This window comes from Xenorhabdus lircayensis (genome assembly GCF_016306625.1).
Lineage (GTDB): Bacteria > Pseudomonadota > Gammaproteobacteria > Enterobacterales > Enterobacteriaceae > Xenorhabdus > Xenorhabdus lircayensis.
Map to the genome: position 1 here is coordinate 117,879 of NZ_JACOII010000034.1, position 13,684 is coordinate 131,562.

The window sequence follows — 13,684 nt, forward strand, 5'->3', positions numbered from 1 at the left end:
GATCGTTTCTATCGAAATTGAGTTTATCGATAATTTTGTCTCTCTTTTTTGCAGGAGGATGTATGGCTAGCAGTTTGAGACTCCCAACCGCTGATGAGTTGAAAGGATTATGGCAACTCTCCGATGGGCATCAGGTATGCAGTATTGCATTGACCGATACCCGTTTACCCGAAGGTTCAATTTGGGCTGTGAAAGGTGATTTCTGCGTGACAGCACTGCTTGGGCAGCCTATTGAGGGATGGCGCCCGACTCCCGATGGCATCACATTGACCGATGACGATGGCAATAGCCTGGCCTTTTTTGAGCATGGATCTGAACAATGGGTCGCCTACCTTGTTGATGGCAGGGAGCTGGTCATGACATTTAGTGGCGCAGCGAATGCAGTGACAAAATAAAAAATGATGAAGGGATTGCAGTGAAATTACGCCTTCCGCAGGATGAAATTACGGATGTTATCCGTGCACGCAGCAAAGTATTCTGGACTATTGGCTTATTTACGGCATTCATCAACCTGCTGATGCTGGTTCCCTCTATTTATATGCTTCAGGTATATGATCGGGTGTTGCCATCCAGTAATGAAATGACTTTGCTGATGTTGACACTTATCACGCTTGGCATGTTTGCCATTATGGGCGGTCTAGAATACATCCGAAGTATGGTGGTGATCCGTATTGGCAGTCAGTTTGATATGTGCCTGAACCAGCGGGTTTATACCGCTTCGTATGAGTCCAACCTAAAAAGTGGTTCAACGGATGCAGGGCAGATGCTCAATGATTTGGCGACCATCCGCCAGTTCCTGACGGGTAATGCACTGTTTGCTTTTTTTGATGCTCCTTGGTTCCCCGTCTATCTTTGCGTTATTTTCCTGTTTAGCCCGTATTTGGGATTGTTGGCGCTGGTTGGGGCGATCATTCTGATCACGCTGGCGGTATTGAACCAGTGGCTATCCCAAGCGCCTTTAGCGGAAGCAAGCAGTCTTTCTTTACGTTCAACCAACTTGGCCAGTACCAACTTGCGTAATGCCGAAGTGATCGAGGCGCTCGGAATGTTGCCGGCACTGCGCCATCGTTGGTTTGGTTTGCATGAACGCTTTCTCAATTTTCAGCGCATTGCCAGTGAACGAGCGGCATCCATCACGGCGCTGACTAAAACGGTGCGTATGGCTTTGCAATCGTTGATTTTGGGCTTGGGGGGCTGGCTGGCGATTGAGGGGCATATTTCACCGGGGATGATGATTGCTGGTTCCATTTTGATGGGGCGGGCGTTGTCTCCGATTGAGCAGTTGATACAGGCATGGAAGAGCTGGAGTGCTGCTCGCTTATCATGGCAGCGGTTGGACAAACTACTGAAAGCCCAACCAGAACGCAAAAGTGGCATGTCATTGCCGCCTCCCAATGGCATGTTGCTGTTGGAGAAAGTGTCAGCAATGCCACCCAGTAAAACACAGGTTGCTCAAGCATCACAAAACCGAACATCACAAAATAGCCAACATGTCTTGCAGGATATCAGCTTTGCCTTGAGTTCCGGAGATGTTCTTGGGGTGATTGGCCCTAGTGCGTCGGGAAAATCTACGTTGGCTCGTTTGCTGGTAGGGATCTGGCCGGCACAGGAAGGCGTGGTGCGGCTTGATGATGCCGATATTTATCAGTGGAACAAAGACGAATTAGGGGCATCCATTGGTTATCTGCCGCAGGACATTGAATTGTTTGGCGGCACGATTGCGGAGAATATCGCGCGTTTTAATGATATCGATCCTGAAAAAGTCATTGAGGCGGCGAAAAAAGCTGGTGTCCATGAGTTGGTGCTCAATCTTGAGCAAGGTTATGACACAGTGATTGGTGCTGGTGGCATGGGGCTGTCTGGTGGGCAGAAACAGAGAATTGGGCTGGCTCGCGCTTTGTATGGTAATCCGTCGCTCGTAGTGTTGGATGAGCCTAACTCGAATCTGGATGATATCGGTGAAAAAGCGCTGAGTCATGCGATTGCCCAATTACGGGAGCAGGGTAAAACGGTTGTGGTCATCACTCATCGGCCTTCATTACTCTCGCAAACAAGCAAGGTTTTGCTGTTGGTACAGGGTAAAATGAAAATGTTTGGCCCTTCCCAGCAAGTCATGGCGGCGCTATCGCAGCCTCAGTCTCAGTCTCCATCTCCATCACAGTCAAAAGCGGTCGAACGTGCCTCGTAACATGGTTCAGCCATATTTAAATTCTTGGGATATTTCTATCAGGGAGTAAAAATGTCCTATCAGACCAACGCAAAAGATGCCCAAAATGAGGCGGCGGGATTATTGCCGCTGGATGCGAATCGTTACCTGCGAATAGGCTGGCTGGTTATTGGCATTGGCATTCTGGGTTTTTTCATCTGGGCGGCGTTTGCACCACTCGATAAAGGGGTTGCTTCCTCTGGTTCGGTTGTGGTGGATGGCAACCGTAAAACGGTACAGTCCCCCGTTAATGGCATTATCAGGCAAATTCAGGTGAAGGAAGGAGAGCACGTCAAGGCCGGGCAAGTATTGGTTCAGCTTAGTCAGGTACAGGTCAATGCGCAGATTGATTCCCTAAAACAGCAGCTTTACACCACATTGGCAACGGAATCCCGGCTTTTAGCCGAACAACAAAGTCAGGATGACATTGTCTTTCCGTCCACATTGCTGGCTCAACAATCGGAACCCCGCATTCACGATATTCTGGCCTTGCAGAAACAGCTCTTTCTGTCACGCAGTGAGATGCTGAGAAGTGATCTGGCGGGAATGCAGCAGGCTGAAGAAGGGATGAATTTTCAAATCAAAGGGCTGAGGGAAGCCATGATGAATAAACAGCAACAGCAGACTTCGCTCAAGGAACAGGTTACGAACCTGCGGCCTCTGACAGAAGAAGGCTATTTTCCCCGTAACCGTTATCTGGAATTACTGCGTAGCCAAAGTGAATTAAGTGGCAGCATGGCTGAGATGACGGGGCGAATTGGTCAGCTTGAAAAGCAGCGGCAGGAAACGCGGCAACGAGTTATCCAGCGTCAGGCAGATTACCAACGTGAGGTACGCAGCCAACTGGCAGATGTACAGGTATTGGCTAATGAATTAAGAAATAAGCTGGAAACAGCACAATTTGATCTGTCGCACACTTCCATTATTGCACCGGTAGATGGCTCGGTGGTTGGCTTAACAGTGTTTACCCAAGGCGGGGTGGTGGCTTCTGGTGAAAAACTGATGGAGATTCTGCCAGCCCAAAGTACGCTGGAAGTGGAAGCACGTTTGATGGTGCATCTGATTGATAAAGTTTCTGTGGAACAGGATGTCGATTTGATGTTTACAGCATTCAATCAGAACCGGACGCCGAAAGTTACGGGTAAGGTGGCGGTGGTTTCTGCCGATCGTTTGGTGGATGGAGTCACAAGAGAACCTTATTACCAGATGCGATTGAGAGTCACCCCTGAAGGCATGGAGAAATTGGCGGGTTTGAATATCAAACCGGGGATGCCTGTTGAAGTGTTTGTCAAAACGGGTTCACGTTCTCTGTTGAGCTACCTGTTCAAGCCGTTGATAGACAGAGCGTCTACATCGTTGATTGAGGAGTAATGGGGATGTTGAGGTATCACGGTGTTACCGATAGGCGTACTCTACTATTGCCTTTATTTTTGACGATGTTGTTGTCGGTATTTTCTGGTTCTGCCAGTGCGCTTTCCTTAACGGAGGCTTATGCGCTGGCATTGCAGCACGATCCAACATTTCAGGCTGCCATCAAAGAGCAGGAAGCGGGGCAGGAGGAGAACAACCTTGGCCTGGCAGAACTACTGCCCAAGTTATCATTCAGCTACCAGAATGCGCCGAAAAACTGGCAGAGGATGGAATCTCATTCTTTAGACGGGCGGGGTAAGACCGTCAAAGAAAGTCGTGACCGACAGTATAACAGTTATAGCGGAGCGATTATTCTTACCCAACCTCTGGTCGATTTTGAAGCATGGGCACGTTATCGAACTCGTCAGGCGTACGCATTGATGAGTGATGCCCGTTTTCGGGCGGATAGCCAGCAATTGGCGGTCAGGGTGGTGAACAGTTATGTGGCTGTGGCTTATGCGCAGGATAGGTTGGTACAGGTTGCCCAGCAGCGGGCTACCTATGAGGAGCAACTGGAACGCAATCAGAAATTATTTTCCTCCGGTGAAGGTACTCGTACCGATGTGGCAGAAACACAGGCGCGTTACAGTCAAGTATTGGCTGATGAATTGACGGTACAAGACGAGCTGGATGCGGCAATCCGTGATTTGCAGTTATTAGTTGGCATACCGTTACCGGCGGATTTGCCTGTTAATCGCCTGTCTAATTCTTCACTGTTCAAAGCAATCAAATTGGATTTAGCACGCTATGCTGATTGGGAACAGATGACGTTACGCCATAATCCTCAGTTGTCGGCTGCCCGCCAGAAAGTTGATGTGGCGTATCATGACATTGAGCGCAATCGAGCGGGATATCTGCCGAAACTGGAGCTGCACGCTTCCCATAGTGAAAATAAATCCAGTAGCGATAACAGTATCGATCAAAAATACCGGACAGATTCCGTTGGCCTTCGTGTTTCTATGAACCTCTATAATGGTGGTGGAACCTCGGCGGCATTGCGTCAATCGGCAGCAAATTACGGCAAAACTAAATACGAGATGGATGCTCAAACAGGAGAGATCCTGAATGCACTGAGACGTAATTATAACGCCTGCGTGAATGGTGAGAAGCGGATACGAGCCTATGAAACAGCGGTAGAAGCGGCTGTATTACAAGTGAAAGCGACTCAAAAAAGTGTGGCGCTGGGCCAGCGAGTGAATGTCGATATCTTGAATGCTGAACAACAACTCTATACCGCACGTCGTGAACTGTCTCAGGCAAAATATGACTATATGAAAGCGTGGGTTGGGTTATTGAATGAATCCGGTCAATTAAATGGTGAACATATTAAGTTAATTGCTCATTACTTTGGTTGAGATGATTTTGTAATAATCTCTATTAAGCCACAGATAACTAGAAGCAGCATGTCTGATTATAAAGTCATGATGCTTTTTTGTTTTTAATTTTTATGATTAAAATTAATGTAACTGTTTTTCTTCTGGAATTAAGCATGAAATAAAATATCAACAGATATTAAACAAGGTATTAAATAATGTGTTTTTTGCATCAATGAGAACTAACCTTATATTATGGTTGTAATTGTTGTGTACATTCCAATTATTGGTGTTTATCTACTATTTATTGTTAAGGAAAATCACTGTTAATGGAAAGCTGAATGTAAAACTTATTTGGTAAAGAATAACGAGATTTTATATTTCAAAAATTATCTTTTTTCAGGAGGTTAAAATGTCCTCGTCAAATAACTATGATTACAGCAATGGAAATTCATATTCTGATACAGTTAAGAAAATAAAAAAACGTTTGAATGCTTATGATCCAAATGAACATCCTGATATTAATAAATTTAAAAAGCCGATATTAGGTGATCAAGCGTTTGAAAAATTTTTTTTGGAAAGATAAAAAATATTCTACTCATCTTGGAAAGGCTGTGGAGTTTAAATATTATATATTAACATCAAACTCTAAATTTGCTGATCTATTGATTGTTCTCACTAATCCTAGTCACATAGCTATCGACAAGTAGCTATAGACAAATAGTTATAAGCGTAGAGTTAGCTACGTGACTCAGGATTCACTTTTTTGTCGCCTCACTGTAACTTGACGTTTATTCGGTATAAATCAGCCTAAGTTGCTGCAAATTTCCCTGTAGTGATAAATCGGTTTTTAATGAAGCAATTTCACGGCTGATATAAGCTATTTCTTTATTGGGCTCTAATTTTTTGCGCCATTTATCCGGCTGGGTATCCAAATGCTGGAACAAATTATCCAATGAGCCAGCTTGTTGTAGCAGGATGGCAGCCGTCTTGGAGCCAATACCCTGAACACCGGGTATTTTACTGCTACTGATACCTGCCAGCCCCCAATAATCAGGAAGTTGGTCAGGGGCAACGCCAAACTCCTGCTGAACAAAAGGCAAATCAAGCCAGCGTTTTTGGAAGTAATCACGAATCTGGATATGGGGGGAAAGAAGCTGGCAGTAGCCTTTATCCGTTGAAACAATCGTGACACGATGCCCGGTACTGGCGATTTTAGTTGCCAGTGTTGCGGCCAAATCATCCGCTTCATGCCCTTCCACATGCCAGCACGTTACGCCCAGTGTATTAAATGCCTGCTTAATCAGCGGCATTTCCTGTTGTAAATCTTCTGGCATGGCAGAGCGACCCGCTTTGTAATCGGGAAGAAGCTGATGGCGCCAGCTATGGCTGCGATCATCTTCATCGAATACCGCAACCGCGTGGGTCGGTGATGCATGGGTGATTAATTGCTTTAACGCATGTTCGCAGGCGGGAACGCAAGGGCTTCCCTGTACTGCATGGATGCGTCGAATCAGATTTAGGGCGTCTACAATCAAAAGGTGTATCATGGTCGTTATATTCCGTCCGTGGATTTATTCCTTGGCTCCAGCCTCATTGAATATGGATGAGAAAAGGTATCGAGATTTATTTGATTATCTCATAACATGGCTCATAAACAGTACCTCCGGGAAGTTTCATGCGATCCTGCTCCACAAAATCTTCCAATAAGTCATCCATGCGATGCATGATGTCCACATCACCGTGGATCTTGAATGCTCCATGTTTTTCGATGGCTTGAATACCGACTTCTTTTACGTTACCTGCCACAATGCCGGAAAATGCGCGTCGCAGTGTTGAAGCGAGTTTTTCAGGTGGCTGATTTGGATGTAAATTCAGGTTAGCCATGTTGCCATGAGACGGATTAAATGGAGACTGCAAATCAGAACTGATTTTCAGTGACCAGTTAAAGCTATAGGCATCTCCAGTAGAGCGGCGATTTTCTTTGACGCTGGGCATGGCTCTTTTCATTATACGTGCTACTTCTGATGGGGCATCCACAATAATGCGGTAGTAATGGCGAGCCTGTTTTCCCAAAGTATTAACGATAAATTCATCCAGCACTTGGAAATAATCGGCGCTCTCTTTGGGCCCCGTCAAGACCAGTGGTAGAACTTGATCTTTATTGTCAGGGTTCATCACGATAGCCAGTAAATACAGCAGTTCTTCTGCCGTTCCAACACCACCAGGAAAGATAATAATGCCGTGGGCAATACGGACAAAGGCTTCCAGACGTTTTTCGATGTCAGGCATGATGACCAGTTCATTCACCAGCGGATTGGGAGGCTCTGCCGCGATAATTGAAGGTTCTGTAATGCCGACGAAACGGCTTTTTTTATAATTTTGCTGGGCATGCCCGACCGCAGCACCTTTCATCGGTGCTTCCATTGCACCAGGCCCGCAACCGGTGCAGATATTCAGTTCACGCAACCCCAGCTCACTCCCTACCTTGCGGCCATACAGGTATTCGTTCTCATTAATGGAATGTCCACCCCAACAAACAATCATATTGGGATCTTCTGAGATATGCAGTGCTTTTGCATTGCGCAGGATAGAGAAAATGGTGTTGGTAATGTGCATACCATTTTCCATATTCAGATGATGTACTTTCTGTGCATTGGCAATTTGCGCGTGAACGAACAGAATATCCCGCAGTACGGCGAACAGATTTGCTTGTAGAGAACGGATGATTTTGCCATCAACGAAAGCTTCTTCTGGTGGATTAACCAGTTCCAGTTTTACTCCACGTTCCCTACGCAATACGTTGATGTCGAAATCTTCATATTTTGACAGTAATTCTTTGCTGTTATCTGTTTGACTACCAGAATTGAGAACGGCCAGTGAACAGTTACGGAAAAGGCGGTATAAATCACTGCTTGCGGTACGCTTAAGCATGTCTACTTCAAGCTGAGAGAGCAAATCCATTGATCCTAATGGACTGACATGTGTAATCAAGAATGACTCCTTTTACCCTTTGTGGGGGTTCCTCAATAATGATTTCATCCGGCCGTTTGGTTACCTGTCACTAATCGGGTTAATTCGATTACTGGCGGGCTAACCTTCCTATTGCTGGAGTAAACTCTTCGTTACTGCGCCATGGATTGATATCCAATCCTCCCCGACGGGTATAACGTGCATAAACAGTAAGTTTTTCGGGAGCGCATAACGTCATTAAGTCATTGAAGATACGCTCAACGCACTGTTCATGAAATTCATTGTGATGGCGGAAAGACACTAAATAGCGCAATAATTGTTCCTGATCGATTTTGGGGCCTTGATAGCGGATCATGACAGATCCCCAATCGGGCTGATGAGTGATCAGGCAATTTGATTTTAGCAAATGGCTAACTAAAGTTTCTTCAACCACAGGACCCGTTGCTGCATTGTTAAGATAATCGCGACTGAATTGATAATCATCAATTTCAATATCCTGATTATCGATGCATTTTCCTTCAAACTCAGCAATTGGCTGCTGATTGAAATCGTGCAAGGGGTGTAAAACAACCTCAATATCACCGCAGGCGCAGGCAGATAAATCCTGTTGCAGAGTTTTTTGCACGGTTTCCCAATCAGCAAAGCGGGTTTGGTTAAAACTGTTCAGATAAAGTTTAAAGCTTTTTGATTCGATGAGATTTTTACTGGCTGCATTCAGGCTGACATGACCAATGGCAACTTGAGGAACACCGCGTGCATTGAGCCAGGAGAGTTCGTACATTGTCCAGATATCAGCACCATGAAAGGGGAGATTATCAGGAAATAGCCCAAGTGGTTCACGGTTCATACTGCGGGGAACCGCTTGCAGTAAAGTAGGGTCATAGTTATCGCGGTAGGGGGTCGGTTTACCTAGTGTGAGTTGGGCGAGTGCCTGATTATTCTGATACAAAGACATTAGGATTCCTTAAAACTGAACAATCATTATGACTGAGATAGCTTGTAGTGTATCAAGGAATCCTAATTGCTCGTATTTTTATTGTGCATTATTCCCCGTGTTCATCGAGCCAGCGTAAAGCGGCTTCAGCAAGGCTGAGCCTTTTTTCTTCTATGGAATTGCTATATGTTCGTTCTATTCCATTAATTGTGCGGGTAACAGTGTGACGCTGATATCGATCTTTCAAGGTTTCTCCACCCTGCCATTTGTTGACTTTTTTGTTGGTTTCGTCTGGATGGCGGGCTAAATAGGCATTAATAGGTTTTATTGACTGTGCATGTTTGAAGAAATCAATGGGTAATAAATTGATAGCTTGGTTGAAGAATACAGTCCGATATTTTTCGCATTCATCGTCCGGTAGTTTATTAGTTTTGGGAGTAAAGTCTTTATTATCTTCGTTATTGAAATGTATTTCATCATTAAAAATATCTTGATGAATTTGCCTAAAGTATTGAGCATGTTTGTGCATTTTCTTCAAAAAATGTAATCCAAAGAGTAGGCAGTCTCCAGGGCTGTATTGTATCTGACTGTAAATATAGAGTATTTTTAACTTTTTTTCATTTTCATTTTCATTTTTACTTTTATCTCTGTTGATTTTCCATTTAAACGGAATAAATGGATTTTCCCCCAGGCTTGAATCTACAAATATGATAGAAGTATTGTTCTCCTTATCTTTAAAAACATTTGCTGTGGCAAAATGGACGCCTTGTCCTCCTGATGTTGTTTTGATGATATATCGTTTATGACTGTTAGGAGGGAATATTGTTAATGAATTGAATTCATATTTTACAAAATCATCTATATCTATAATCGTATTGCAGGCATTCATATTAGGATATTTTCTGTTAAAATATCTTAATATAATTTCACTACTTAGTTGGTCCAGTGTAATGTTACTGAACTGTGAATTATTTTCTGTTTTTGATTTAATTTCTTTTATGTATTTATTTAAAAATTCCCCATTCATTTTACTTCTCCACTATTTGGTAAATAGCAGGTGTTTTTTTATACCTGCTATTTATTAGAATTCTATTAATCAGAAAATAATTTATCCAATAATGGCGATCTAAAAATGTGATGTGGATCATATTCCTGTAATGCTGAAACAGTTGAAGCCCAGTTGTTATCAGCAGGCAAACCATCAGTAAATGAAGCCGGGATTATTTTGGTCAAAATATCCTTATCCTCCCACGCGGCCTCTTCACCATAAGCCCAACCTTTGCTCCATTCGACACGAGCAGAGGCGTAAGAACCATCAAATTCTTTGAATAGCCACTGTTCAAACTGGCGGCAAAATTCAATGGCATGTGGTGTCTCTGGAAAGGTTAAAACATCGAGCCAAACAGCAACATCCCATTCAGGCTGATCCAAACGAGGGCGAATGGCGGATAAACTGGGGACAACCGCATTTTTGTATATCACTTCGGCAGGATTATCTAATCCAGTAACCCTAACCTCAATGGGGCCGTTAATGGGGTATTGTCCACGGTTTTCAAATTGATGCTTTAATTTCTGCCATTCGGTATAAAATTCATTTAGTACGCGTTGAATATTTGTACGGCGTGTTAATATCGCGTAGCCATTCGCTGTAACGTGTAATGTTGTCGGTTTCACATACAACAGCAGGTTTTTACTCCATCCCCAGATATCTTTCCCATAGCCTTGTAAGGCGGCATTTGTCAGTTGATATTGCATTTGACCTATAAGGGGGGTTATTGCAGGGAAGTTAGCAAGAATATTATCCACGATATCCGATATGGTTGATGGGATATTATCGGAGAATGGATAGTTATAGGGGGTGTTGACTTCAATACTGGAGGTGGGTTTGGTTGGTGTTACACTCCAGACTTTTAGCCACGGGGTATCTGTAAAGGGAAACAAGATTATCTCCGCCCGGCCGCTTTTATCTAAAAAGTGGCTGAAAGTTCGATTACCTTCTGAGCTTTCTGAAAGGGCAAACAATTCAGCCGCAGGAATATCGGTGAAGCTTTGACACCGCAAGCGTTGATTTTTGCCAGCCTGAAACTGGACTTCCAAAATTAGGGCACTGCCTGCATGGGTTAATAGAGGTGCGCAATCTGGTTCACTACGCTCAAAACGTTTAATGGTATATTGCTGATTTTCAGCATCCCATACGACAGCAGACAGGGACAATATCGTGTTACTTAGAGAGCCATATGTGTGTCCAGACAGCGGGATTTCGTTGAGTGCCTTAATGGCGGTTCCATGTCCGCCTATCGCGAGAACGGCCCCCAGTGATAAATCACCGGGAGCAGGCGTTGCGGTGAAGCCAAGTCCCTGTTCCTCCATTTGGGTCATTAGCGCTTCCATCAATATGCCAGTTTGTGCTGTCACGATGGAGAATTGAGCGTGATGCTTGATACTGACGTGAGTGAAATGGTGTGAGAGATCCATCAGCACAATGCGATCTGTGAAACTTTGCCCTGACTCCAATATCAATGGTGACCAGTTATGGGACTGTCCGACGGGCCTTATCTTATAATTTTCTTTCCATGCCCAGTTGACGACTGAAATAACTTCTTCCACAGAACGGGGTATGCAGCATGGTACATTCGAGGCTCGTATTTCTCCTGACCAATTTCTAAATGTTATATTTTCCCATGCTATATCTTTGGGGAAATTAGGTAAGTGATATTCTAGTTTAGTAATGATATCTTCTTTTGAATGATTATTGTCTTGTTTAATTATATTTGATGAAACCATTGTTTTGTTGCCTTAATGATTTATTTATAGGGTTTGGGTTTTTTAATATAAATTTGAAAAAAAATCCATTTATTAGGAAATAATTTTTTATGGGAATCAAAAAGTAAGTTTATCATCTGGGAGAAATGTTAATAGCATGGTTTATATAAGTAGTAGATATAATAATATGCCTACTACTTATTGTTATTGGGTAATATTAAATAGAAAATAATTTTTCTAATAATGGTGACCTAAATATGTGATGCGGGTCGTATTTATTCAATAAAAAAACGATTGAAGTCCAGTTATTATCAGCAGGTTGACCATCATTGAATGAAGCCGGGATTATTTGGGTCAGTACATCCTCATCTTCCCATGCCGCATTTTCACTGTATGCCCAACCTTTACTCCATTCGACACGGGCTGATGCATAAGTGCCATTAAATTCTTTAAATAACCATTTAGAATATGATCTTTTTTATCTGGATCTGCTGTGTTCATAGTTTTATTTCTCTGATTTTAAATTTTTATCTAAAGATGGAAAATTTTCTTTTTTCTAATGTCATTCCTATGACTAATTAAAATAAATGGAGTGTTGATAATATAGAATAAGTTGTTCTATTTTATTGGAGTTGACTTTTTATATTAATTTTTTGTTTATTTGAAAAGTATTGGCAACAAGAAACCCATTCCGATTTTTATGTTGGAAATAATCGTCGGAAATTATGTTTAGCTAAACGGATTGAATTATACTTATTATAGTCTTAATTCTTCTGTGTGAAGAGCGTAATACGAAATATTTACTTTATGAAACCGAGGTGATGATTGTTTTCAGTATTCTGAGATCTTTATTGCTGCATCTGTGAATTTTGAAGATTATTGGTTACTTATTTGAAACTTAAATAGTTAATCTTGTTGAGCCACGAATATAATCGGGAATGTATCTAGACTAGATACGAGGGTATTGTGAATGATAGAATTTATTGGAATAGATTATAGGTATTCAGAGGAGTAGAGGTCATATCAACATTTTTTCATGAAAATGGTAACATCATTCTCCGGTTGTTATTTTGCTGAAAAGCGTATAGGAATAAGTGGGATAATATTATAAACCTGAAAATGATGGATGATATAATCATATGAGCTTTAATGTGACAGAGGCACTCTCTGACTTTACCCGACGCTATATTGAATTGTGGCAAGAGAAAACAGGGTTTCCGCCAGCCAGCAGCGATCTGTATGGCATACCTTCACCCTGTATTGAACGTAAGGGAGAGGGTGTGGTGCACTGGCTTCCTCAGTCGTTTTCTATTCAAGAAAAACTCAGTAAGGTAGAAGCAGCGCTGGAGATCCGTTTGCAGGATTCTATCCATGATTACTATATGATGCAGCTTGCTGGGGATATGACTGCCAGCTTTGAGGGGCAAAACTTCAGCCTGATTCAGTTATGGAGTGAAGATGATTTTATTCGGTTACAAGAAAATCTTATTGGTCATCTTGTTACACAGAAGCGGTTAAAACTCTCGCCTACTGTATTTATTGGTACGACTGATTCCGATATGGGGCTGATTTCTGTCTGTAATCTGACAGGGCAGGTGATTCTTGAACAGTTTGGCAGCCACGAGCGGACGACGTTATCCGCAGATTTGGCCAGTTTCCTTTCGGTTCTCAACCCCGTTATGTTCAATTAATTGCAGATATTGGTTTGATTTTTTGTAAGAGATATCTCACATGGCACGTGAGATATTTCTTTTAATCACGATGTGAATATTTAGAATGAATATTATTTTTATTTTATATCAATAGCATGAGAGTTGTTATTATAGTGTCCCTTTTGTCATGTTACCCACTTTGCCAGTTCAGTTGCTTGTTTCAACGGTCTGAATATTAGATCCTTTTACTGTTCCGTAAGGAACCACAGCAAAACAATCACCAGGGAATAATTCCATCGGGAAGATGGTTCAAGGATGGTCAGGTACAGGCAGGATAGCCAGACAATATCAGTATAATGATTGAATAAGGATAACTGACAGGGACGTATTTTTGTCAGGGAATGAGCAGGGAGCATCCAATTTAGCAGGATTG

General features: G+C 42.8%; 11 protein-coding genes and 1 pseudogene. 6 read left to right on the forward strand and 6 right to left on the reverse strand.

Going from position 1 to position 13,684, the window contains the following annotated elements:
- Nucleotides 1-62: 62 nt before the first annotated feature.
- From H8A87_RS09365 to H8A87_RS09385, 5 genes are all read left to right on the forward strand, one after another.
- On the forward strand, nucleotides 63-395 hold the full coding sequence (locus H8A87_RS09365; RefSeq protein WP_198689699.1) for an AprI/Inh family metalloprotease inhibitor: 333 nt from the start codon (nucleotides 63-65) through the stop codon (nucleotides 393-395).
- Between the two features lie 20 nt (nucleotides 396-415).
- Nucleotides 416-2,188: a type I secretion system permease/ATPase gene (locus H8A87_RS09370; RefSeq protein ID WP_198689700.1), complete on the forward strand. Its 1,773-nt coding sequence runs from the start codon at nucleotides 416-418 to the stop codon at nucleotides 2,186-2,188.
- 51 nt (nucleotides 2,189-2,239) lie between these two features.
- Entirely contained in the window at nucleotides 2,240-3,577 is a 1,338-nt protein-coding gene (locus H8A87_RS09375) for an HlyD family type I secretion periplasmic adaptor subunit (RefSeq protein WP_198689701.1), read from the forward strand.
- A 5-nt stretch (nucleotides 3,578-3,582) separates the two neighbouring features.
- The gene (locus tag H8A87_RS09380; protein ID WP_198689702.1) at nucleotides 3,583-4,971 is read left to right on the forward strand and encodes a TolC family outer membrane protein; all 1,389 of its coding nucleotides are present in this window, start codon (nucleotides 3,583-3,585) and stop codon (nucleotides 4,969-4,971) included.
- Nucleotides 4,972-5,341: 370 nt separating this feature from the next.
- Nucleotides 5,342-5,515 carry a hypothetical protein gene (locus H8A87_RS09385; protein ID WP_198689703.1) on the forward strand — a complete coding sequence of 58 codons (174 nt, stop codon included), beginning with the start codon at nucleotides 5,342-5,344 and terminating at the stop codon, nucleotides 5,513-5,515.
- Between the two features lie 205 nt (nucleotides 5,516-5,720).
- Here H8A87_RS09385 and xni read toward each other — a convergent pair whose 3' ends face one another.
- The 6 genes and pseudogenes from xni to H8A87_RS09415 form a co-directional block, all read right to left on the reverse strand.
- A complete protein-coding gene (gene xni / locus H8A87_RS09390) occupies nucleotides 5,721-6,479 on the reverse strand; it encodes a flap endonuclease Xni (protein ID WP_198689704.1) in 759 nt (252 codons plus the stop codon).
- A 76-nt stretch (nucleotides 6,480-6,555) separates the two neighbouring features.
- Nucleotides 6,556-7,923 carry a nucleotide 5'-monophosphate nucleosidase PpnN gene (gene ppnN, locus H8A87_RS09395; RefSeq protein WP_198689705.1) on the reverse strand — a complete coding sequence of 456 codons (1,368 nt, stop codon included), beginning with the start codon at nucleotides 7,921-7,923 and terminating at the stop codon, nucleotides 6,556-6,558.
- An 88-nt stretch (nucleotides 7,924-8,011) separates the two neighbouring features.
- Nucleotides 8,012-8,857, reverse strand: a complete 846-nt coding sequence (queF, locus tag H8A87_RS09400) for an NADPH-dependent 7-cyano-7-deazaguanine reductase QueF (RefSeq protein ID WP_198689706.1) — start codon at nucleotides 8,855-8,857, stop codon at nucleotides 8,012-8,014.
- Between the two features lie 88 nt (nucleotides 8,858-8,945).
- A complete protein-coding gene (locus H8A87_RS09405; protein WP_198689707.1) occupies nucleotides 8,946-9,863 on the reverse strand; it encodes a YopJ family acetyltransferase in 918 nt (305 codons plus the stop codon).
- Nucleotides 9,864-9,928: 65 nt separating this feature from the next.
- Nucleotides 9,929-11,443 carry a cholesterol oxidase substrate-binding domain-containing protein gene (locus H8A87_RS09410; RefSeq protein ID WP_332460350.1) on the reverse strand — a complete coding sequence of 505 codons (1,515 nt, stop codon included), beginning with the start codon at nucleotides 11,441-11,443 and terminating at the stop codon, nucleotides 9,929-9,931.
- 373 nt (nucleotides 11,444-11,816) lie between these two features.
- Nucleotides 11,817-12,059 (reverse strand): annotated as a pseudogene (locus H8A87_RS09415) (cholesterol oxidase substrate-binding domain-containing protein); the annotation flags it as partial.
- Between the two features lie 679 nt (nucleotides 12,060-12,738).
- Between H8A87_RS09415 and syd the strand changes: the two are divergent.
- Nucleotides 12,739-13,290 carry a SecY-interacting protein gene (gene syd / locus H8A87_RS09420; protein WP_198689709.1) on the forward strand — a complete coding sequence of 184 codons (552 nt, stop codon included), beginning with the start codon at nucleotides 12,739-12,741 and terminating at the stop codon, nucleotides 13,288-13,290.
- Nucleotides 13,291-13,684: the final 394 nt, after the last annotated feature.